Below are 22,585 nucleotides of genomic sequence, written 5' to 3' on the forward strand. Positions count from 1 at the left end.
CCGCGCCGCCACACGCCAACGGCGACGCCCCCGGGACCCGTCCCGGGGGCGTCGTCGCGCGTCGTCACTCCTCGCCGAAGTCCCCGCCGTCGTCGTCGCCGCCGAAGGCGTCGTCCATCAGCTCGCCGGCGACCAGGCCACCGGCCACGCCCAGCGCGGCGCCCGCGACCACGCCGCCCATGCCCGGGCCGCGACGCCCGTGGTGCGCCGGCGCGCCGTAGTGGCCCGGCGCGCCGAAGCCCTGCGCCCGCAGACCGCCGTAGCGGGACGTGGTCTCCTGTAGCCAGCCGTCCACCACCGGCGTCCAGTCGGTGCGGGCGGCGTCGCTGTGCGGGACGGAGAATCGGCCGAAGACGTCGTGCCCGGCGCTGAGGAAGCCGCCGCGCTTGTCGCACTCCAGGATCACCTCGACGCCCTGCTGGCTCGTCACGAACGTCAGCTCGACCTCGCTGACGGTCTGCGCGTACTGCGGGGCCGCGAAGAACTCGATCTCCTGGTAGAACGGCAGCGTCTGCGGCACGCCGTAGATGTGGCCGCGCTCCAGGTCGGCGTGCTTGAACCGGAAGCCCAGCGCCTGGAACGCGTCGAGGATCCGCTCGTGGATCGGCAGCGGGTGCACCGACACCTGGTCCAGGTCGGACTTGTCGACCGCGCGGGCCACCGCGACCTCGGTGCGCAGCCCCATCGTCATGCCGTGCAGCCGCTGGCCGTAGACGTCGGTGACCGGGGTCTCCCACGGCACCGGAAGCTGGATCGGGATGGCGAGCTGCTGCTTCGGGGCCAGCTCGAACGCGCCGCTGACCGGCATCCGGTGGAACTCCATGACGCCGGCGTACTCGGTGTCGCCGCCCTCGATCTCGACCCGGGTGACCAGGCCGACGCTGATCTGCTCGATGCGCGCCGGCGCGTCGCCGCCGACCAGGTTGACGTGCCCGTCCAGGGCCAGCCCGGGACGGGTGTTCGGGTTGGCGAGCACCGTGTCGACGCTGGGGCCGCCCACGCCGAACGCGCTCAACATCTTCTTGAAGACCATCGGTCACTCCCGCGGGGGACGGCGCTCCGACATGGACCGTCGGACGCTTGGTGAGGGGACGCTAACCGCTGTCGCTGAGAAGTGTCTGAGAGGCGCGCCCGGTCATCGCTCCGCCGGCCGGCCCGGCACCTCGCAGAGCCGGTGACCGTCGTAGATCTCCGTCACCCGACGGAGGTCGATGTCGCCGGCGGCCAGCTCGACGGCGACCTGCTCGACGGCGTACAGGAATCCGCAGATGTCGGCGGGGGCGAGCAGCGCGGTGTCCGCCATCAGCGACAGGTGGACACGGTCCGCGGGGCCGCTCGCGTCCACGTACAGCGGCATGCCCTCCGCCTCGGCCGTCTGCGGCCAGTCGAAGGTGGTCCCCGCGATCAGCCCGGGCAGGTCGGCTGCGGCGGGCGAGGCACCCGCGGGGCGGGGTTGCAGCGACCAGCGGTCGTTGAACTGGCCACCGGCCGCGAGCGGGGCCTCGGCCGCGACGCGCGCGGCGGCGCGGCCGTCGTGGCGGGCGTGCCGCATCGCGGCCGCCATCGCGGTACGGGCGTGGCCGAGCAGGTCGTCGAAGGTGTCGCCGGAGACGTCCATGGCGAGGCGGACGGCCTGGTTCAGGCTGGTCACCGTGTGGCGCAGCGACGGTGCGGCGCGGTTGCTCTGCATGATGTCGAGCGGATAGACCGGCCCGGCGCAGACCGTGCGGACCAGCGCGTTGGTGATGGCCAGCAGCGTGACCGAGGTGCTGGCGCGCAGCCGGCGGGCGGCCAGCCGCAGCGCCGCCGCGGCGGCGGCGGAGGCCAGTTCCCCACGCCAGTACCGGGGGCTGGCCGGGGCGAGCCGGGGCGGCAGGGACGCGGCCGGTAGCCGGGCGAGTTGTCGGCGCAGATGGGCGAGCGCGTCGACGTTGAGCCGCTGTCCGTCGAGGGAACGCTCGAACGCGGCCAGGTCGACAGGTTGCGTCGCCGGCCGGGCCGGCGGCGCGGCAGCCCCGTCGGCCCGCGCCCGCAGCAGGTCGGTCAGCTCATCGACGAGCAGGTCGGCGCTGAGGTGGTCGGCGGCCAGGTGGGAAACGGCGAACACCAGCAGGACCGGTACGCCCTCGTGGGTGGCGACGGTGAACCGGATCGGCAGCTCGGTCTCGTGGTCGAACGGCGTTGTGCCGGCCTGCCGGACGGCGTCGGTGACCAGGTCGGCGAAGCTCACCGGGTCGCCGTCCGGCCGGTCGAGGACCTCGACCCGGACCGATCCCCGGCCGAGCACGCGCTGGCTGCCCTCGCCGGCCGGGCCGGCCGGGAACACCGTCCGCAGCGACTCGTGCCGCTCCAGCAGGTGGGCGAGTTGCGCCAGCACGTCGTCCAGTTCCAGCAGCAGGGGTACGGGCAGCCACCGGGTCAGCACGAAGAACGGCTTCATCTCCGGCAGCCACTGCCGGAAGACGTCCCAGGTGCCCTGCTGTCCCCAGGTCAGGTGGGCGGACCGGTCGACACCGGCGTGGAAGGTGACCTCGGCGCTGCGACGTGTGATCAACGGGTGTCCTCACGAGAAGGGTGGACTGGGTCAGGGCACGGTGGCGGGCACCGGCTCGGGCGCCGGACGGGTGAACAGGACCCGGCGCAGGCACAGCACGCTGTAGGTGAGTCCGGCGGTCCAGCTCGCCACCACCGCCCACATCACGGCGTCGATGCCGAACGGGCCGTTCAGCAGCCAGGCGAACGGGATCTGCACCCCGACGAAGGCGATCAGCGTGCAGATCAGCGGCGCGGTGGTCCGGCCCGAGCCGTTGAGATAGCCGTGGACGACCACCATGACGGTGTAGAGGATCAGGAACGGATAGATGATCGTCAGGTAGCGTCCGGTCAGGTCGCGGGTCGCCGGATCGTCGGTGAAGACGGCGGCGAGCGGGGCCCGGGCCACCAGCACCGCGCCGGCGACGACCACCGACAGCACGGCGGTGAGCCGGATGGTGCGCAGCAGCCCGTCGCGGGCCCGCGCCAGGTCGCCCGCGCCGAGGTTCTGCGCGGCGAACGCGGTCACCGCGCCGGAGAAGTCGAGGAACAGCATGCCGGTGAACAGTTCGATCCGGGAGACGATGGTGAAGGCGGCGAGCACCACCTCGCCGTACGACTGGATGATCGCGACCAGCACCATGATCCCCACGGCGAGCACGATGTGCTGGCTGGCCAGGGGCAGGCCCAGCCGGGCGGCGTCGACGAGTTCGCGGCGCACCGCCGGGCGCGGGCCGCGTCGGCGGACGGGATGGGCGCGGGCGGCCCAGACCAGACCGACCACCAGGGCGGCGGTGCTGGCCACACCGGTGGCGAGCGCCGCGCCGGCCACTCCCCCGCCCAGCACGGCGACGAAGACCCACACCAGCACGACGTTGGTGATGCTGCCGATGCCCTGCACCCACATGGCGGACCGGGAGTCGCCCAGCCCCCGGAAGTAGGCGCTGACCGCGGCGGTGCCGAAGATCCCCGGGAAGCCGATCGCCAGGGTGGAGAAGAAACGGGCCGAGTCGGCGGCGAGTTGCCCGTCGATGCCCATCACCGCCAGCGCCGGGTCGACCAGCAGCGTGGCCAGGACCACGCAGCCGGCCGACCAGACGACGGTGAGCAGCGCCAGGGCGGCCACCACGTCGCGCCGGCGGTCGACCTGCTGCCCGCCGGTCAGGTGGGCCAGCCGGATGGTGAACGCCGTGCCCAGCCCGATGAACATGGCGTTGAGCAGATAGAACAGGGGCCCGCAGGCGCCCACCACGGCCAGCCCCTCGACGCCCACGTAGCGACCGACGACGATGCTGTCGACCAGCAGGTAGCCCTGTTGCAGCAGGTTGGCTGCGGTCAGCGGCAGGGCGAAGCCGACGATGCGCCGCAGCGCCGGCCCGGCGGTCATGTCCGACATGCCGTCCTCCGATCGGTGTGGATTCAGGCGGTGTCGGCCGCGAACGCGACCAGGTCCTCGACGTGGTAGGCGATCTCGGCGACGGTGCGGTCGGCGAGCAGGTCCGCCACGTCGTAGGTCACGCCGTGGCGGACCGCGATCGTGTTGGCCACCGAGGCGGCCATGATGGAGTCGCCGCCCAGGTCGAAGAAGTCCGCCTCGACGTCGAGCGTGGGATAGCCGAACGCGAGGGCCAGGCACTGCGCCACCGAGCGCTCGACGTCGGTGTGGTCGCCGTCCGGCCGCCCCGTCAGCTCCACCGCCACCGCGTCCACGCTGGCCCGGATCTTCTCGGCGGCTTGGCTGAGTCGCTGCTCCAGCGCCTGCATCTCGTGTTCGACCTTCGCGTCGATCTCCGGGGCCAGCCGTACGTCGTAGGAGCGCAGCAGGTGGATCAGCTCGCCCCGGTAGTGCAGTTCCCCGGCGAACAGCCGGGACCGCCCGGAACGCAGGCCGGCGTCGAGGATCTCCAGCGCGGTCGCGGTCGGTAGGGCCCGGAACATGGTGTCGCCGCTGGTGCCGTGGTCGACGGCCATGCCGATCTCCTTCCACGCGACCCAGTCCAGGGCGAGCACGTGGGTCGGCCCGCCGGCCCGCGCCCGGGCGACGTTGTCCAGGTAGTAGTTGGCCGCCGCGTAGTCGGCCTGGCCGGGGGCGGGGAACACCGAGGCCACCGACGAGAAGTGCACGACGAAGTCCGGCGGGTCGTCGCGGGTCGACTCCTCCAGGTGGAACGCGGCGTGCAGCTTCGCCCGGACCACGGCGTCGAAGTCGGCCGGCTCGCGGAACATGACGGTGCTGCCGCCGGGCAGCCCGGCGGCGTGCACGACGCCGTCGACGCGGCCGAACTCGGCGCGCACACCGGCCAGCGCGCCGGCCAGGGCGGCCGGGTCGCCGGCGTCGGCGGCCACCACCCGCACCTGGGCGCCGAGGTCCGCCAGCTCCCGGACCGCCCGGATCCGGGCCGCCCGGGCGTCGCCACCGGGCGCGGCGAGCAGGTCCGGCCACTGCGCGCGCGGCGGCAGCCCGGAGCGGCTGAGCAGCACCAGGTTCACCCCGGGTTGCCGGGCGGCGAAGGACCGGGCGACGGCCAGGCCGAGCGCGCCGGTGCCGCCGGTGACCAGGTAGGTGCCGCCCGGCTTCAGGTAGACCTGCGGCCCGTCGGTGTCGACCTGCGGCACCTCCACGAAGACCTCGTGCAGGCGCCGGTCGGCGCGGAGCAGGAACACCCCGCGTTCCGGGGAGAGGATCTCCGCCCGGACCGCGTCGGCCGGCGCCGCCGCGTCGACGTCCAGGTGGGTGACCCCGAGGTACGGGTATTCGCGACCGACGACCTTGCCGAAGCCGACGAGCGCCCCGTTCTCCACCACCACGTCGGGTTCGCCGTCGTTTGCGCACACCGCGCGGCGGGTGAGCACGGTCAGCTCCAGCTTCGCGCCGGCGGCCATCAGCGCCCGGGTGAGGTGGAAGAGGCTGCCCAGGTTCTTGGCGGTGCGCCGGTCCAGTTCGCCGCCGTCGCGGGCGGGCGTGGCGTCGAAGCCGAGCGCGTGCACCAGGTGCGTGATCCCGGCCGCGCCGACCAGGTCGGCGATCTCGGCGTGGGAGTCGGCCGAGCGGGCGTCGAAGGGCGCGCCGTCGGGGCGTACCGGCTCGCCCAGGCGCAGCACGCGCAGGTCGGCCAGGCCGGTCGCGGCGAGCAGCGCCCCGGCGTCGGTGTCCGGGTCGACCAGGGCCAGCACACGGGCCCCGGCCACCGGGTCCGCCGGGGCGGGCGCGGGCGCGAAGACCGTGTCGTGGGTGACCGGTTGCTCCTCGTCGGCGGTGCCGAGGGACAGTTGGTCGCGCCAGGTGTCCGGGAACTGCACCCACGCGGGGACGGTGTCGAAGACGTACCCGGGAAGGCGGACGATCCGGCGGGGGCCGGGCGACAGCCGGCGCCAGTCCACCGGCGCGCCGGCCAGATAGCGGCGGGCCTCGTCGCCGAGCGGCCCGGCCGGCGGTGGCGTCGCGCCGTCGGCCAGCGAGGCGACCAGTTGCCGGCGCAGGTCGGCGACGTCACGCACGACGAACGCGGCCCGGTGCCGGTGGCTGCTGCGCGAGACCTGGCTGGTGTGACAGATGTCGGCGATGTCGACGCCGTCGAACCCGGCGGCGTCGATGAACCGCACGTAGCTCTCGCCGAGGCGCACCAGCGACTTCAGCGTGGCCGCGCTGAGCGTGAACAGTTGGGGGCCCGCGCCGTCGGGGGCTGGTGCCGGCGGCGCGACGTACTCCTCCAGGACGACGTGGGCGTTGGTGCCGCCGAGGCCGAAGGCGCTGACCCCGCACCGGCGCGGGCCGTCGGGCGACTCCCACGGTCGCAGGCTGGTGGAGACGTAGAGCGGCCCGGCGGCGAAGTCGAGCTTCGGGTTGGGGTTCTTGAAGTTGGCCTGCGGCGGGATCATCCGGTTGCGCAGCACCGCGATGGCCTTGATCATGCCGAGCACGCCGGAGCCCTCGAAAAGGTGCCCCACGTTGGCCTTGACCGTGCCGACCGCGCAGAAGCCCCGATCGGTGGTGTGCCGGGCGAACGCCCGCTTCATCCCCTCGTGCTCGATCGGGTCCCCCACCCGGGTGGCGGTGCCGTGGGCCTCCAGGTAGCCCAGCGTGCGGGGGTCGACGCGGGCGTTGCGCCAGGCGGCGTCGAGCAGGTCGGCCTGCGAGTCGGAGTCGGGGTTGGTGATCCCCTCGGTGTTGCCGTCGTGGTTGACCGCGCTGCCCTTGAGCACGGCGTAGATCCGGTCGCCGTCCGCGAGCGCCTCCGCCATCCGCTTGAGGACGACGGATCCGGACCCCTCGCCGAAGCCGGTGCCGTCGGCGGCCTCGTCGAAGGTGCGGGTGACCCCGTCGGACGACTCGATGCCGATGTTCGAGTGCGGGTGCTTGACCGGGGAGAAGACGATCCGCGCGCCGCCGACCACGGCCATGTCGCAGTCGCCGGCGAGCAGCGCGTTCTTGGCCTGGTGCACCGCGACCAGGGTGGCCGAGCAGGCGGTGTCCACCACCAGGCTCGGGCCGCGCAGGTCGAGCAGGTGGGACAGCCGGTTCGCCAGCATCGCCGGAATGTTGCCGGTGATGGCCTGCTGGCCGTTGTTCGGGTCGACGCGGCAGATGTAGTCCAGGTAGGTGGATCCGGGGTTGACCGCGAACCCGACGAACACCCCGGTCCGGCTGCCGCGCAGCCGGTCGAAACCGTAGCCGGCGTCCTCCAGCGCGAGGAACATCGCGCGCATCACCATGCGGTGGTGCGGATCGGTGAGCGTGGCCTGGCGCGGGTTCATCCCGAAGACGGTGTGGTCGAAGGTGTCGACCTCGTCGAGGAAGCAGCCGTGGTGATAGTCGATGTCGGGGTCGGGCACCGGTTCGATGCTGGTGGCCCGCAGATAGCTGATGTACTCACGTAGCTTCTCGCGGCGGTCGGCGGGGAACGGCCGGGTGAGGCTCGCGCCCGAGCTGACGATCTGCCAGAAGCCGTCCAGGTCGGTGGCGCCGGGAACCTCGACCGAGAGGCCGACGACGGCGATGTCCGTGTCCATGCGGTGACTCACCTCTCCGCGATGCGGGTCAGGAATGCGCTCAGGGTCTTGCCGTTGACCTCGTCGAACTCGGTTACACCGGCCGCGCGGAGCGTGGTGACCGCCCGCACCCACTCCACGGGCGTCCAGAGTTGCCGGGCCAGCAGGTCGGCGGCCTGCGCCGGGTCGAGGACGTCACCGGTGACGCTGGAGACCACCGGGGTGTGCGGGGTGGCGAACGCGCAGTCGGCCAACGCGGCCCGGAACCGCTCGGCGGCCGGGGCCATCAGCGGCGTGTGGAACGGCCCGCTGACGTTGAGCGGCACGACCCGCGCGCCGGGCAGCGCGCCGATCGCCTTGGCCGCCACCGCCAGCTCGGCGCGGTCCCCGGCGATGGTGTTCTGGGTGTCGGCGTTGAGGTTGGCCAGGAATACCCGGGGCAGGCCGGTCTCGGTCAACGCGCGCCGGACGAAGGACACCGGCAGGCCCTGGACCGCGGACATGCCTCCGCCGGTCACCTCGGCCATCAGCTCGGCCCGCCGGTCGACCAGCCGCAGCGCGGCGGCGAGATCGAGCACCCCGGCAGCGACCAGCGCGTTGTACTCGCCGAGGCTGTGCCCCGCGAAGTAGTGGTAGTGCCGCTCGCCGGTCAGCTGCCGCGCCAGCAGCGCGTTGACGAAGAAGACGGCGGGCTGGGCGTAGCGGGTGTCGCGCAGTCGCCGGTGCGGGTCGCGGGTGCACAGTTCCTCGATCGACCAGCCGAGGATCTCGTCGGCCGTCGCGGTCTCCTGCGGGTACCTGCCGAACAGGTCGGCGCCCATCCCTCTGCGCTGCACGCCCTGACCTGGGAAGAGTAGACAGTGCACGGGGTGTCCTTTCAGCGTCGGATCGAGGTGAAGCGCAGCTCGCGGGCGCGGGCGCCGAGGCACTCGCGGGTGAAGCGCCGGGCTCCGGGGCCCGGGCCGCAGTCCAGCACCGTGGTGATGCCGGCGTCGGTGACGGCGTGGAGGCTGGCGGTCGCCCAGTCGACCGGGCGGACCAGCACCTGGTCGAGGAACTCGTCGACCAGGTCGGCGCCGGGGGGCAGCGTGCGGGGGGCGTCGGCCGCGTACACCGGGATCCGCAGCGCCGCGGCGGGTGGCAGCGCGCCGACGAAGTCCCGCTCGCGGCGCACCTGCTCGGCGGCCGGCGCGAGATGCGGGCTGTGGAACGGCACGGTGTTGGCGAGGAACGTCCAGCGGACCGCGCCGTCGCGGAACACCGGCTCGTGGTGGGCCCGGAAGTGCAGCAGGTCGTCGGTGCGCCCGCTGAGCACGCCCGTCGTCGGCGTGTTGACCAGGCTCACCGAGACGGGCCGCCGGCTCTCCCGCCGGTAGCGCTCGACCAGGGTCGCGAGGTCGTCCCGGGACAGCCCGCTGACCACCGCCATCGGCGCCGGCCGCGAGCCGGACTCGCCCCCGCCCCGCGCCGGAGCGGCCACGCCGGGCGGGCCCGCCGGGTGTGGCGGCCCCGGCACGTCGGCCAGGTCGGGCGGCCCGGCGGTCACCTGGTGGGCGCGGACGAGACTGAGCGCGACCAGCCGGAGCGAGGTCTCGGCCAGCTTGAGGAAGTCGTCAGTCCGTTTCGGTCGCAGACCGGCGACGATCGCCGCCTGGAGGCCGATGCTGTGCCCGAGAACGGCGGCGACGCCGTCCAGCGCCGTCCGCCGCGGTTGCAGGTCGCACAGTTGCATCAGGTGGACGCAGACCCCGGCGGCGACCGAGTCGTCGGTCGCCCCGGGGGGCGCGGCGCCGGGCGCGGCCAGCCAGCGCCGGAGCCGGGCCCCGGTGGGCGGCGTCGGACCGGGCGTCGGGCCGAGGTGCTCCACCAGCGCGTCGAGGGTACGGAACATGCGGTCGAGGAACGGCGCGTTCTCCGGTTCCGCGAATCGCGCACCGAGCATGGCGAGCAGATTTCCCTGGTGTCCACCTATTCCGTCGAAAAGGGCCAGTACACGCCGGGGCGAGGCGAGCGTTTCCAAGGATCTCCTTGCGGATCGGGGTGTTGTCACGCAATTCGAACGTGCCCGTGACCTCAATGTTGCGGCATGAGGACCCACCTAACGTCCGATGTGGACGCTGCTTCTTCGCAGGTGGCGGGCGGGACACCGCGAACAGTATGCGAACCATCGCGCAGCGTCAATAGCGCTCCGCGCAATTCCCGAGTTTGCGCAGCTCAGTCCACTCGCGCTCGACTGCCCGCAAAAGAATTGCCAGGCAGGTACCATTTGTCCCGCTGATTGAGGTACGCGCAGCCACCCCACACGGAATTAACGCAGCTGACACCGTTCATCAACGCGGGCATGGTGAGATGTGATCATGAGACAGGTAGATCTTGGTACGAAAGCGCCCTTGAGTGGGCCATCTCGTACCAAGGTCTCCTCAAGCCGCGGGGAGGTCGAACTCGCCGGTCTTGACGGCGTCGACGAAGGCGGTCCAGCCGGCGGCCGGGTAGACGATCGTCGCGGCCGCCCGCGCCTTGCTGTCGCGCACCGCCACCCGGCCGGACCCGTCGAGGACGGGGCCCGCCTCGACGCAGTTCCCGCCGTTGTCAGGGCTCCTGGTGCTGACATGCCACGCGACGTCCGGCAGGGTCTCGCTCATGACAGCTCCTCTGCGACCGCTGCGATCAGTCTCGCCGACTCACTCACGCTGAGTGCGGCCTCCCGGAGGCGATTGTACGCGCGGACGTATCTCTGGGCCTTGTCCGATTCCATGAACAGCCGACCGCCCAGCGTCTCCGTGTGTGCCACGTCCGGGTACGGATACGGCATCTTGAAGAGCCAGAATGTGCCATCCAACCCGGCGTGCAGCCCGAGCGAGGGCGGGAGGACCCGAATCTCGCCTGCCGGCCGGCGGGTCGCATCGACAAGGTGCGTGAGCTGGCCCGCCATAACTGACCGGCTCATCACCGGTCGTCTGAGTGCCGCCTCCTCGATGATCACGGCCAACCTGGTCAACGACGGTCCGTCGAGCAACCGTTGCCGATCCATTCGGAGCTGGACCCACTTGCGGATCTGGACCTCGCTCGTGGAACTCGGTTCGGCGTTCCGGATGACCGCCTCGGCGTAATCCCTGGTCTGCAGAAGCCCGGGAATCAGCAGTGCGGCATAGGTGCAGATCTGCTCGGCCTTCGACTCCAACCACGGGAAGTCGATGAAGGACGTGTCGTAGACCGTCTGGCCGAATTCGTTCTCCCAGCGATCGACGCGCCAGGCGTCTTGGGCGAGTTGGACGAGACGGTCACGCTCCCGCTCGTCATAGACGCCGTATAGGTCCAGCAGTTCCACCACGAGATCCCGGCGGAACGGCCACTCGGCTCGCTCGTACCGAGCCAGCGACGAGAAATCCCGCTCCAGGAATCGCGCGACGTACTTCAGGGTCAGACCTCGCCGCTCCCGCAGCTCGCGCATCTGCTGGCCGAGCCACTGCGCTCGCAACGTGCGGACGAACGCTTCTCGTCTTGCCGCCATGCTCACCTCTCCGGGCACCCGTTGAGAAAGGAATCCGTTGGTGTCGTTGCACCAATCCCGAAGCCACTGGAAATGTGGTCTTCGGGTGAAGGTGATCACCGGCCCCCGGGGACGCCCGGTGCAAGCGCAGTAACCGCGGCTGTGCCACCAGCCGAGAAGGTGACGAGGGACGGCCTCGCGGGCGGCAACCGCATACCGGCTCTCGTCGGGCCTCTACCTGGAGCCGCGCCACACGCGCATTCCGGCTCCGACCGACTTGCCTGAATACCTACCACGCAGACCCGGGCGCGCGCGACCCCGACCTGCTCGACATCACCGATTCACCGGCAGCCCGGTGCGCCGTACCCGCCGATCGAGGCTGCGGTCGCCGGGCGGGCGGCGCTGCGCGAGTGGCAGAGCGCGCACCGGCGGCAGCCGTGAGCCCCGATCGCGACGTGGTGTTCGCGCCGCTCCCCCGCGCCGTGGTCGAGGCGTTCGCCGAACCCGACGACGCGCCGCGCCGGCACGTCGTGCACCTGCCGATCACCGTCGTCGGGACGGACCAGGCGATGCGCTTCGCGTACACGTTGGCCCGTTCACTGGCGGCGGTCCCCGGGCTGGAGGTCGCCGGCACCACCGTCTCCGCCGAGGACGCCCAGCACGTACGACGCTGGGTCTTCTGTGACCTGGTCATGCCGGATCGCCGCCGGTGCCTGCGGGCGGCCGACCACGACGGGCCGTGCGAGCCCGACACCGGGTGAGTCAGCCGACGTCGACGACGACCAGCTCACCCACCTGCTCACCGAGTTCCCGGCGCGCCTCGGCGGGTAGGCCGGCGTCGGTGACCAGCACGTCGGCCTCGCCCAGCGGGGCGATGGTGGCGATGCCGATGGTCTCCCACTTGGTGTGGTCGGCGAGCACCACCAGGCGGCGGGCCGCGCCGATCAGCCGGCGGTTCACCGCCGCCTCCAGCAGGTTCGGGGTGGTGAAACCGGTGCGCCGGCTCATCCCGTGCACGCCGAGGAAGAGCAGGTCCACGTTGAGCGCGGCGATGGCCGCCTCGGCGACCGGACCGGTCAGCGCGTCGGACGGGGTGCGGATCCCGCCGGTCAGCACCACGGTCTGGTCGGGTCGCGGGTTCTGGTAGAGCGCGTCGGCGACCGGGATCGAGTTGGTGACCACGGTCAGCCCGCGTACCTCGGCGAGCCGGGCGGCCAACGCCGCGGTGGTGGTGCCGGCGGAGAGCGCGACGGCCATGCCCGGCTCGACGAGGCCGGCGGCCCGCTCCACGATGGCCTGTTTCTCCGCCCGCTGCCGCACCGACTTGGCGGCGAAGCCGGGTTCCTCGGTCGAGCCGGGGCCGGCAAGCGTCGCGCCGCCGTGCACCTTGTCGATCAGCCCGCGGTCGGCGAGCACCTCCAGGTCCCGCCGGATGGTCATGTCCGACACGCCGAAGCGGCTCACCAGGTGGCTGACCCGGACGCCGCCGCGCTGGCGGATCAGCTCCAGGATGGCGCTCTGCCGTTGCTGGGCGAGCATGGGGACCTCCTCGGCACGCGAGCGGCAGGGTACCGGTCAGGGGGTCGCGGGCCCGGGTGCGGGTTCCTCGCGGACCACCGCCACCTCGCCGGGCGGCACCGTCAACTCGCCGTCGCACCGCGCGCCGGTGAGCAGTTCGACGCCGGTGACCGGCAGGCGGGCCGGCTCGCCGGTGTGGTTGACCACGAACAGCCAGCTCCGCTCCGCCGAGCGGCGGCGGACCACCTCCACCCCGGCCGGCGCGGGCACCGCCGGGCGCACGCCGGCCTCGGCGAGCAGCCGGGCCACCAGCGCGTCGGTCGCCGCGTCGTCGAGCCGGGCGCCGACATACCAGGCGGCGCCCGCGCCCACGACGTTGCGGGTCAGCGCGGGCACACCGGGCAGCGGCCCGTCGGCGTACGCGGCCAGCACGTCGGCCCCCTCGGCGTGCAGCCATTCCGTCCACACGTCGGCGTGGGAGCCGTCGTCGAGGCGTACCGTCTCGCCGGCGCGCAGCGGGAAGAACTCCTCGGTGCGGACGCCGAGCAGGTCGCGGAACGCGCCGGGGTAGCCGCCGAGCCGGATGTGGTCGTGCTCGTCGACGATGCCGCTGAAGTAGGTCACCAGCGCGGTGCCGCCGGCGTCGACGAACTCGCGCAGCGCGGCGGCGTCGGCGTCGCGGGTCAGGTAGAGCGTGGGCACGAGGACGAGCCGGTAGCCGGACAGGTCGGTCGTCGGGTGCACCACGTCGGCGGTGACGCCGGCTCGCCAGAGCGCGCCGTGCAACGCGGTCGTCCGGTCGGGGTACGTGACGTCGACGCTGGGGTGGGAGTCGAGTTCCGTGCCCCACCACGCCTCGTAGTCGAAGAGCAGGGCGACGTGGGCGGCCACGCGGCTGCCGCGTACCTCGGCCAGCGCCCGCAGGTCGGCGCCGAGCCGGCAGACCTCGCGGAACACCTTGGTCTCCGGCCCGGCGTGCGGCACCAGCGCGGAGTGGAACTTCTCCGCGCCGGCGCGGGAGGCACGCCACTGGAAGAAGAGCACCCCGTCGGCGCCGCGCGCCACGTGCGCGAAACTGTTGCGGCGCATCTGCCCGGGTGTCTTGGCCACGTTGCGCGGCTGCCAGTTGACCGCGCTTGTGGAGTGCTCCATCAGCAGCCAGGGCGCGCCGCGGGCGACGCCGCGGGTGTGGTCGGCGGCGAACGCGAGGTCGACCTCGGGATGCGGGTGGGCGGCGTTCAGGTAGTGGTCGTTGGCGACCACGTCCACGTCGGCGGCCCAGGAGTGGTAGTCCATGTGCTTGATGCCGGTGCCGACCATGAAGTTGGTGGTGATCGGCTGGGTGACGAGGCGGGTGAGCACCTCCCGCTCGGCGCGGAGCTGGGCACGCTGCTCGTCGGAGGAGAAGCGCAGGAAGTCGAGCTGCTGCGTCGGGTTGGCGAAGGTCGGCGCGGCGCGCGGTGGGTTCACCTCGGCCCAGTCGTGGTAGCGCTGGCTCCAGAACGCGGTGCCCCAGGCGGTGTTGAGCGTGTCCAGGTCGCGGTAGCGCTCGCGCAGCCAACGCCGGAACGCCTCGGCGCTGACGTCGCAGTAGCAGTGCACGTTGTGGCAGCCCAGCTCGTTGGAGACGTGCCAGAGCACCACCGCCGGGTGGGTGGCGTACCGCCGCGCAACCGCCTCGACCAGGGCGAGTGAGCGGTCCCGGAAGACCGGCGAGCTGGGGCAGTACGCCTGCCGGCCGCCGGGCCACAGCACGGTGCCGTCGGCGCGGCGGGGCAGCGTCTCCGGGTGCCGGCGGGCCAGCCACGGGGGCGGGCTGGCGGTGGCGGTGGCCAGGTCGACGCCGATCCCGCCGTGGTGCAGCAGGTCGAGCGCCCGGTCCAGCCAGCCGAACTCGTAGTCGCCGGGGGTCGGCTCCAGCAGGGCCCAGGAGAAGATGCCGACGGAGACCAGGTTGACCCCGGCGCGACGCATCAGCTCGACGTCCTCGGCCCAGACCTGCTCGGGCCACTGCTCGGGGTTGTAGTCGGCGCCGTAGAAGATTCCCTCGCCGTGCCAGTTCCGCATGAGAGCAGAGGGTGCCCCCGTCGGGCAACCAAGTCAACACTTTCCAACATCGACAATCGTTACAACGCTTACCGACTCTTTTCCCTGCCTCAACCCGACCATCGCCGCCCATTCACCCTCTTGACAGCGCCGAACCAAGGGGTAGCTTCAACCGCCACCGGCTATTTCTGTTCGGACGTGTGGATTCTCGGTGGATCTCGTAGCACACCTCTCCACGCAGGAGGCGCAATGTCCCGTCCCCGCTCCCAGGCCGAGTACCTCGCCCGACTCGTACCCCCGTCCGTCGCCGGCCTGAACCGGCGCTCGCTACTCGCCGGCGCGGCCGGCGCGGGCGCGCTGCTCGGCACCGGCGCGCTCGCCGGCTGCGGCGACTCCGACTCCGACTCCGGCGGCGACGCGAAGAGCGTCTCGCTCGGCTCGAACCAGTCGGACCCGAAGCCCAAGGACGTCGTCGCCAAGGTGATGGACGGCTTCAAGACATCGTCCGGGGTGACCGTCGACATCAACACCGTCGACCACAACACGTTCCAGGAAAACATCAACAACTATCTCCAAGGCAAACCGGACGACGTGTTCACCTGGTTCGCCGGCTACCGGATGCGGTTCTTCGCGGCCAAGGGCCTGGCCGGCGACCTCAGCGACGTCTGGGGCAAGCTCGACGGCTACTCCGACGCGTTCAAGAAGGCGTCCACCGGGGACGACGGCAAGCAGTACTTCGTGCCGGCGTCGTACTACCCGTGGGCGGTCTTCTACCGCAAGTCCGTCTGGCAGCAGCGCGGCTACCAGGTGCCCACCACGCTGGACCAGCTCAACACGCTCGGCGCGCAGATGAAGAAGGACGGGCTGACCCCGATCGCGTTCGCCGACAAGGACGGCTGGCCGGCGATGGGCACGTTCGACATCCTCAACCTGCGGATCAACGGCTACCAGTTCCACGTCGACCTGATGGCCGGCAAGGAGGCGTGGACCTCCGACAAGGTGAAGAAGGTCTTCGACACCTGGGCCGGCCTGCTCCCCCTACACCAGCCGGACTCGCTGGGCCGCACCTGGCAGGAGGCCGCCCAGTCGTTGCAGCAGAAGAAGAGCGGCATGTACCTGCTCGGCCTCTTTGTCGGCCAGCAGTTCAGCGGCGCCGACCTGGAGGACCTCGACTTCTTCACGTTCCCGGAGGTCGACTCCACGATCGGGGCGAAGGCCCTGGACGCGCCGATCGACGGCTACATGATGGCCCGCAAGCCCAAGTCCAAGGACGCGGCGGAGAAGCTGCTGACCTACCTGGGCTCGAAGGACGCCGCGAACGTCACGGTCAAGAACGACCCGAGCACGCTGGTCGCCAACAGCGGGGCGGACACCGCCGGCTATACCGCGCTGCAGAAGAAGGCCGCCGAACTGGTCGGCTCGGCCACCGAGATCGCGCAGTTCCTCGACCGGGACACCCGGCCGGACTTCGCCTCGACCGTGATGATCCCGGCGCTCCAGCAGTTCATCAAGAACCCCAAGGACATCAGCGGGATGCTCACCAGCGTCGAGAACCAGAAGAAGTCGATCTTCACCAGCTGACGGCGGAAGGGGGAAGGACACCATGTCCGACCTGCCCCTGATCCAAGCGGATCGCGCCGTGCCGTCACCGGCCGCGGCCACCACCACCGGTGGTGGCCGCGGCCGCCGGCTACGGCTTCTCTCCCGTACCGACCGCGTGGTGATCACGCTGATGGTGCTGGTGCCCCTGCTGCTCGTCCTCGCCCTGGTCTGGCTGCCGGCGGCGGCGACCGTGCTGCTCTCCGGCACGAACTGGGACGGCGTCGGCCCGATCGGCGAGATCGACTGGGTCGGGCTGCGGAACTACGACGACGTGGTGAACAACTACCCGCCGTTCGTGCCCGCGGTGCAGAACAACCTGCTCTGGCTGGCCGCGCTCTTCGTGGTGGCCAGCCCGTTCGGGATGTTCCTCGCCGTGCTGCTGGACAAGGAACTGCGCGGCAGCCGGTTCTACCAGACCGCGCTCTACCTGCCGGTGGTGCTCTCGCTGGCGCTCGTCGGCTTCATCTGGCAGCTCATCTACAGCCGCGACCAGGGACTGCTCAACGGCGTGTTCGGCGGCGACACCGACTGGTACGGCGACCCGAACGTCAACATCTGGGCGGTGCTGGTGGCCGCCGGGTGGCGTCACGTCGGCTACATCATGCTGCTCTACCTGGCCGGGCTGAAGGGGGTCGACCCGTCGCTGCGGGAGGCCGCCGCGGTGGACGGCTCCTCGGAGACCAGCACCTTCTTCCGGGTCGTCTTCCCGGTGATGCGCCCGATCAACATCATCGTCCTGGTGGTGACCGTGATCGAGTCGCTGCGCGCGTTCGACCTCGTCTGGGTCATCAACAAGGGCCGCAACGGGCTGGAGCTGATCTCCGCCCTGGTCACCCAGAACGTGGTCGGCGAGGCGAGCCGGATCGGCTTCGGCTCCGCGCTGGCCACCATCATGCTGGCCGTCTCCCTGGTCTTCATCACCATCTACCTCTGGACCGTCATGCGGGAGGACAAGCGATGAGCACCGCCGTCTCCCCCGGGCGCCGCCGGCCGGTGCGGCCCGCCCGGGTCGTCCTGCACGTCTTTCTGGGTACGGTCGCCGTCGGCTGGCTGTTCCCGCTGCTCTGGGCGGTGCTCACCTCGTTCCGCTCCTACCAGTACACCGCCGTGCACGGCTACGTCTCGTTCGGCGGGTGGACCATCGACAACTACGTCACCGCGTGGCGGACCGCCGAGTTCGGCAAGCACTTCCTCAACTCGGTCTACATCACCGTCCCGGCGGTGCTGCTCACCCTCTTCCTCGCCTCGTGCGTGGCGTTCGTGATCGCCCGGTTCAGCTGGAAGCTCAACATCGCGCTGCTCGGCCTCTTCACCGCGGCGAACCTGCTGCCGCAGCAGTCCCTGCTGATCCCGCTGTTCCGGATGTTCACCGAGATCCCGCTGCCGGTCTGGATGAGCGACTCGGAGTTGCTCTACGACAGCTACTGGGGGCTGATCCTGGTCAACGTCGCGTTCCAGTGCGGCTTCTGCGTCTTCGTGCTGAGCAACTACATGAAGGCGCTGCCGCACGAGCTGTACGAGGCCGCGATGGTCGACGGGGCGAGCGTGTGGCGGCAGTACTGGCAGGTGACCATGCCGCTGTGCCGCCCGGCCCTGGCCGCGCTGGCCACGCTGGAGGTGACCTGGATCTACAACGAGTTCTTCTGGGCCACCGTGCTGATGCGCAGCGGCGACAAGTTCCCGGTGACCAGCTCGCTCAACAACCTGCGCGGCCAGTTCTTCACCGACAACAACCTCGTCTCGGCCGGCTCGGTGCTGGTCGCGATCCCCACCCTGGTGATCTTCTTCCTGTTGCAGAAGCAGTTCGTCCGGGGCCTGACGCTGGGAGCCTCCAAGGGATGACGATCGTCCACCTGCGCCGCGCGCGGACCAGCCTGGTGCTCGACGCGCGCGGCCCGGGGCTGCCCCGGATCGTGCACTGGGGCGCCGACCTCGGACCGCTGCCCACCGAGGACCTGCCCGCGCTGGTCGACGCCACCGTCGCGCCGGTGGTGCCGAGCAGCTTCGACGCGCCCACCGTGCTGTCGCTGCTGCCCGAGGCGAGCGCGGGCTGGGGCGGCCGCCCCGGGTTGGCCGGCCACCGCGACGGCCGGGACTGGTCCACCGCGTTCCGCCTGGTCGACCTCGACGTGCACGACGTTCCCCCACCGCCTCCACAGCCGGACGGCACCGCAGGCGGGCACGAGGTGTTAAAAGGGGCCCCTTCACCCGCACCAGGCGTTAACCGGGGGCCCCTCCTTGCGACTGTGCGGGCGGTGGACGAGGGCGCGGGGTTGAGCCTGACCGTCGAGATCACGCTGGACGCGGCGGGGTTGCTGACGCTGCGGCACCGGCTACGCAACGACGGCGACGGCCGCTACGAGCTGCGCGAGCTGACCCCGGTGCTGCCGGTGCCGGCGGTCGCCGGCGAGCTGCTCGACCTGACCGGGCGCTGGTGCCGGGAACGCGCGCCGCAGCGGCACCCGTGGCCGATGGGCGCCTGGGTGCGCGAGGGGCGGCACGGCCGCACCGGGCACGACGCCACGCTGCTGCTGGTCGCCGGCACGCCCGGCTTCGGCTTCGGGCACGGCGAGGTGTGGGCGGTGCACACCGCGTGGAGCGGCGACCACGTCACGGTCGCCGAGCGACGCCCGACCGGCGAGGCCACGCTCGGCGGCGGCGAGCTGCTCGCCCCCGGCGAGATCGTGCTCGGGCCGGGCGAGGAGTACGCCACCCCGCTGCTCTACGCGGCGCACTCCGCCGATGGGCTGGACGGGCTCAGCGACGTGCTGCACACCAGCCTGCGCGCCCGGCCGGGCCATCCACGCACACCCCGGCCGGTGACGCTCAACGTGTGGGAGGCGGTCTACTTCGACCACGACCTGGACCGGCTGCGGACGCTCGCCGACCGGGCCGCCGAGGTGGGTGTGGAACGCTTCGTGCTCGACGACGGCTGGTTCCGGGGCCGGCGGCACGACCTGGCCGGGCTCGGTGACTGGTGGGTCGACGAGGAGGTCTGGCCGGGTGGGCTGCAACCGCTGATCGACCACGTACGCGGGCACGGCATGCGGTTCGGGCTCTGGGTGGAGCCAGAGATGGTGAACCCCGACTCCGACCTGTTCCGCGCCCACCCCGACTGGGTGCTCCGGACGCCCGGCCGGCTGCCCCCGGCGTGGCGGCACCAGCAGGTGCTCGACCTGGCCCACCCGGACGCCTACGCGTACCTGCTCGGCCGGCTCGACGCGGTGCTGACCGAGCACGACGGGATCGCCTACCTGAAGTGGGACCACAACCGGGACCTCACCGAGGCCGGACACGGCGGCCGGCCCGGCGTGCACGCGCAGACCCTGGCGGTCTACCGGCTGCTCGACGAGCTGCGGGGCCGCCACCCGGGCCTGGAGATCGAGAGCTGCTCCTCCGGCGGCGCCCGGGTCGACCTGGAGATCCTGCGCCGCACCGACCGGGTCTGGGCCAGCGACTGCAACGACGCGCTGGAACGGCTCGCCATCCAGCGCTGGACCGGGCTGCTGCTCCCGCCGGAGCTGATCGGCACGCACATCGGCCCGGACCGCTCGCACACCACGCACCGCGTGCACGACCTGGGCTTCCGGGCGGTCACCGCGCTCTTCGGCCACCACGGCATCGAGTGGGACATCAGCGCGATCGACGCGTCCGCGCGGGCCGAACTCGCCGCCTGGGTGGCGCTGCACAAGCGGCTTCGCCCGCTGCTGCACGCCGGGCGGGTGGTCCGGGTCGACCACCCGGACGAGGCCGTGCAGGCCCACGGCGTGGTCGCCCACGACCGCTCCGCGGCGGTCTACGCGGTCAGCCGGGTCGCCACCTCCGCCGCCCAGGTGCCGGGCGTGGTACGGCTGCCGGGGCTGGCCGCCGAGCGGCGCTACCGGGTGCGCCCGCCGGCCGGGGTGCCGGAGCCGGCCCTGTTGGAGCTGACGCCGCCGGCCTGGCTGGCGACCGGCGCCGGGGTGACGTTGAGCGGCTCGGTGCTCGGCACGGTCGGGGTGCAACTGCCCGCGCTGCACCCGGAGCAGGCGTTGCTGCTGGAGGTCACCGAACTTTCCGGAGATTCTTCGGCGACGGATGTCGAGGAGCGGGGTGGTGGCTTCTACCCGAGGGTGGAAGCACCGACAATCGGTGCTCGAGCGTGAGGAGCCGATCGTGAAGTACATGCTGCTGATGCAGTTCAGCGCCGCCGGGGCCGACTTCCCGTCGATCGACACCTGGACTCCGGAGGAGTTCCGGGCGCACATCGATTTCATGGGCGAGGTCAACGCCAAGCTCATGGCGGACGGCGAGTTCGTGCAGGGCGAAGGGCTCGGCGGCCCGGAACAGGCCCGGATCGTGCGGGCCGGCGAGAACGGCGCGCCGGTGGTCACCGAGGGGCCGTTCGCGGAGACCAAGGAGTTCCTGGCCGGCTTCTGGATCGTCGACTGCGAGACCCCGCAGCGGGCGGTCGAGATCGCCGCGCTCATCTCCACCGCGCCCGGCCCCGGCGGTCGGCCGCTGAACATGCCGATCCAGGTGCGCCCGGTGATGTCCGGCCCGCCGCAGGAGATGTGACCCTGATCGACCACGCCGTCGAGGACCTGCTGCGCGAACTGGCGCCGCAGGTCCTCGGCGTGCTCGCCCGCCGGTTCGGCGACTTCGCCATCGCCGAGGACGCCGTCCAGGAGGCGCTGCTGGCGGCGACCCGGCAGTGGCCGGTCGACGGGCTGCCGGAGCATCCGCGCGGCTGGCTCACCCAGGTCGCGTACCGGCGGATGATCGAGCTGGTGCGGGCCGAGACGGCCCGGCGGGACCGGGAGGAACGCGCGGCCCGGCGCTCCGGCGACGACAGGCGGACCGCGCCGGCGGCCGACGAGCCGCTGACCGGCGACCGGGACGACACACTGGTGCTGCTCTTCCTCTCCTGCCACCCCACGCTGACCACGCCGTCGGCGATCGCCCTGACGCTGCGCGCGGTGGGCGGGCTGAGCACCGCCGAGATCGCCCGCGCGTTCCTGGTGCCCGAGGCCACCATGGCGCAGCGGATCAGCCGGGCCAAGCAGCGCATCAAGGACTCCGGCCTGCCGTTCCGGCTGCCCGAGCCGGCCGACCGGCAGGCCCGCCTCGCCGCCGTGCTGCACGTGCTCTACCTGATCTTCACCGAGGGGCACACCGCGAGCCTCGGGGACGACCTGCGACGCATCGACCTCTGCGAGGAAGCGATCCGGCTGGCCCGGCAGATGCACCGGCTGCTGCCCGACGACAGCGAGGTGGAAGGGCTGCTCGCGCTGATGCTGCTCACCGACGCCCGCTCCGCCGCCCGCACCGGCCCGGCCGGCGAGTTGATCCCGCTGGCCGGGCAGGACCGGTCCCGCTGGGACGCCGCCGCGATCGCCGAGGGCACGGCGCTCGTCACCGACGCGATGCGCCGGGGGCCGGTCGGGCCGTACCAGCTCCAGGCCGCGGTGGCCGCGCTGCACGACGAGGCACCGAGCGCGGCGACCACCGACTGGCCGCAGATCCTCGCGCTCTACGAGGTGCTGGAACGCCTCACCGGCAGCCCGGTGGTGGCGTTGAACCGGGCGGTCGCCACCGCCATGGTGCACGGCCCGGCCGCCGGGCTGGACGCGCTCGCCGGCCCGACCGCCGACCCCCGGCTGGCCGGCTCGCACCGGCTCGACGCGGCCCGCGCCCACCTGCACGAGATGGCCGGCGACCGGGACGCCGCGGTGACCCACTACCGCGCCGCCGCCGCGCGAACGACCAGCCGGCCCGAACAGGAGTACCTGCTGGCCCGCGCCGCCCACCTCCGCGCTGGTTGATCAGGCGGTGCGGCGGGTGGTGTCGCGCAGGGCCAGGGCGACGGTGGCGAAGAGGGCGGCGCCGCAGCCGACGCCGGAGACCAGGCCGACCGCCGCCGCGTCGCCGCCCAGCGCGTGGACGAGGAAGCCGGCCAGGCCGAGCGCGGTCATCACCGCGCCGAGCCAGTGGTAGCGCGGCATCCGCCAGACGGCGGCGAGGCCGAAGAAGTGCACGCCGACCACCACCGCGACCCAGGCCACCGACACGGCGGGCCGGTCGAGCACATTGTTGATGACGGCGAGGCCGCCGAAGAGCGCGACCGCCTCCAGCGCCACCACGATCCAGTAGCGGCGGTCCATGAACCCCGCCGCCTCCGACCCCTGCGCGGCGAACGGGGCCTGGCGGGCCACCCGGAACAGGCTTACCAGGAGCAGCGCGGCCACCACCAGACCGGCGATCCGCACCACGAGCGGCCACGGCGACGGCAGGCCGCCACTGTTGACCATGACGAAGACGGTCCCGAACGAGATGGCCACAAGCGAGCCGATCACCAGCCCCGACGGTCGTCCCCTGGTCCCGGGCGTGCTCATGGTGTCCCCTCCCCACGGTCGCGCCGGACCGGTC

At 72.2% G+C, this 22,585-nt stretch carries 18 protein-coding genes; 7 read left to right on the plus strand and 11 right to left on the minus strand.

Annotated features, from left to right (window positions below):
- Window positions 1–64: 64 nt before the first annotated feature.
- The 8 genes from O7618_RS15935 to O7618_RS15970 form a co-directional block, all read right to left on the minus strand.
- Entirely contained in the window at window positions 65–1,033 is a 969-nt protein-coding gene (locus O7618_RS15935) for a sporulation protein (RefSeq protein ID WP_278106876.1), read from the minus strand.
- 102 nt (window positions 1,034–1,135) lie between these two features.
- Window positions 1,136–2,554, minus strand: a complete 1,419-nt coding sequence (locus O7618_RS15940) for a condensation domain-containing protein (protein WP_278106877.1) — start codon at window positions 2,552–2,554, stop codon at window positions 1,136–1,138.
- 30 nt (window positions 2,555–2,584) lie between these two features.
- The gene (locus tag O7618_RS15945; protein ID WP_278106878.1) at window positions 2,585–3,928 is read right to left on the minus strand and encodes an MATE family efflux transporter; all 1,344 of its coding nucleotides are present in this window, start codon (window positions 3,926–3,928) and stop codon (window positions 2,585–2,587) included.
- A gap of 23 nt (window positions 3,929–3,951) precedes the next feature.
- Entirely contained in the window at window positions 3,952–7,542 is a 3,591-nt protein-coding gene (locus tag O7618_RS15950; protein ID WP_278106879.1) for a type I polyketide synthase, read from the minus strand.
- Between the two features lie 8 nt (window positions 7,543–7,550).
- On the minus strand, window positions 7,551–8,450 hold the full coding sequence (locus O7618_RS15955) for an acyltransferase domain-containing protein (protein ID WP_347405377.1): 900 nt from the start codon (window positions 8,448–8,450) through the stop codon (window positions 7,551–7,553).
- Window positions 8,399–9,463, minus strand: a complete 1,065-nt coding sequence (locus tag O7618_RS15960) for a hypothetical protein (RefSeq protein ID WP_278106881.1) — start codon at window positions 9,461–9,463, stop codon at window positions 8,399–8,401. The genes O7618_RS15955 and O7618_RS15960 overlap by 52 nt, the downstream gene beginning before the upstream one ends.
- 478 nt (window positions 9,464–9,941) lie before the next feature.
- On the minus strand, window positions 9,942–10,163 hold the full coding sequence (locus O7618_RS15965) for a DUF397 domain-containing protein (protein ID WP_278106882.1): 222 nt from the start codon (window positions 10,161–10,163) through the stop codon (window positions 9,942–9,944).
- Window positions 10,160–11,032: a helix-turn-helix transcriptional regulator gene (locus O7618_RS15970; RefSeq protein WP_278110028.1), complete on the minus strand. Its 873-nt coding sequence runs from the start codon at window positions 11,030–11,032 to the stop codon at window positions 10,160–10,162. The genes O7618_RS15965 and O7618_RS15970 overlap by 4 nt, the downstream gene beginning before the upstream one ends.
- Window positions 11,033–11,580: 548 nt before the next feature.
- Between O7618_RS15970 and O7618_RS15975 the strand changes: the two genes are divergently transcribed.
- Window positions 11,581–11,772: a hypothetical protein gene (locus O7618_RS15975; RefSeq protein WP_091068445.1), complete on the plus strand. Its 192-nt coding sequence runs from the start codon at window positions 11,581–11,583 to the stop codon at window positions 11,770–11,772.
- A gap of 1 nt (window position 11,773) precedes the next feature.
- Here the strand turns inward: O7618_RS15975 and O7618_RS15980 are convergent, their stop codons facing one another.
- Window positions 11,774–12,550 carry a DeoR/GlpR family DNA-binding transcription regulator gene (locus tag O7618_RS15980; protein ID WP_278106883.1) on the minus strand — a complete coding sequence of 259 codons (777 nt, stop codon included), beginning with the start codon at window positions 12,548–12,550 and terminating at the stop codon, window positions 11,774–11,776.
- Between the two features lie 36 nt (window positions 12,551–12,586).
- Window positions 12,587–14,596 (minus strand): beta-galactosidase, encoded by a 2,010-nt coding sequence (locus O7618_RS15985; RefSeq protein WP_278106884.1) that lies wholly within the window; start codon window positions 14,594–14,596, stop codon window positions 12,587–12,589.
- Between the two features lie 228 nt (window positions 14,597–14,824).
- Between O7618_RS15985 and O7618_RS15990 the strand changes: the two genes are divergently transcribed.
- From O7618_RS15990 to O7618_RS16015, 6 genes are read left to right on the plus strand one after another with little or no spacing between them, the layout of a single operon-like run.
- Entirely contained in the window at window positions 14,825–16,156 is a 1,332-nt protein-coding gene (locus O7618_RS15990; RefSeq protein ID WP_278106885.1) for an ABC transporter substrate-binding protein, read from the plus strand.
- A 22-nt stretch (window positions 16,157–16,178) separates the two neighbouring features.
- Entirely contained in the window at window positions 16,179–17,138 is a 960-nt protein-coding gene (locus O7618_RS15995) for a sugar ABC transporter permease (RefSeq protein ID WP_278106886.1), read from the plus strand.
- Window positions 17,135–18,019, plus strand: coding sequence for a carbohydrate ABC transporter permease (locus O7618_RS16000; RefSeq protein WP_278106887.1), 885 nt, complete (start codon window positions 17,135–17,137; stop codon window positions 18,017–18,019). Before O7618_RS15995 ends, O7618_RS16000 begins: the two co-directional genes overlap by 4 nt.
- Window positions 18,016–20,322: an alpha-galactosidase gene (locus tag O7618_RS16005; protein WP_278106888.1), complete on the plus strand. Its 2,307-nt coding sequence runs from the start codon at window positions 18,016–18,018 to the stop codon at window positions 20,320–20,322. The genes O7618_RS16000 and O7618_RS16005 overlap by 4 nt, the downstream gene beginning before the upstream one ends.
- Before the next feature lie 19 nt (window positions 20,323–20,341).
- Window positions 20,342–20,734 carry a YciI family protein gene (locus tag O7618_RS16010; RefSeq protein WP_278110030.1) on the plus strand — a complete coding sequence of 131 codons (393 nt, stop codon included), beginning with the start codon at window positions 20,342–20,344 and terminating at the stop codon, window positions 20,732–20,734.
- Between the two features lie 5 nt (window positions 20,735–20,739).
- Window positions 20,740–21,981: a sigma-70 family RNA polymerase sigma factor gene (locus tag O7618_RS16015; RefSeq protein ID WP_278110031.1), complete on the plus strand. Its 1,242-nt coding sequence runs from the start codon at window positions 20,740–20,742 to the stop codon at window positions 21,979–21,981.
- Here the strand turns inward: O7618_RS16015 and O7618_RS16020 are convergent, their stop codons facing one another.
- Window positions 21,982–22,551, minus strand: coding sequence for a hypothetical protein (locus tag O7618_RS16020; protein ID WP_278106889.1), 570 nt, complete (start codon window positions 22,549–22,551; stop codon window positions 21,982–21,984). It lies immediately after the preceding gene.
- Window positions 22,552–22,585: the final 34 nt, after the last annotated feature.

The sequence above is a fragment of the Micromonospora sp. WMMD980 genome, from assembly GCF_029626035.1.
In the GTDB taxonomy this organism is placed as follows: domain Bacteria; phylum Actinomycetota; class Actinomycetes; order Mycobacteriales; family Micromonosporaceae; genus Micromonospora.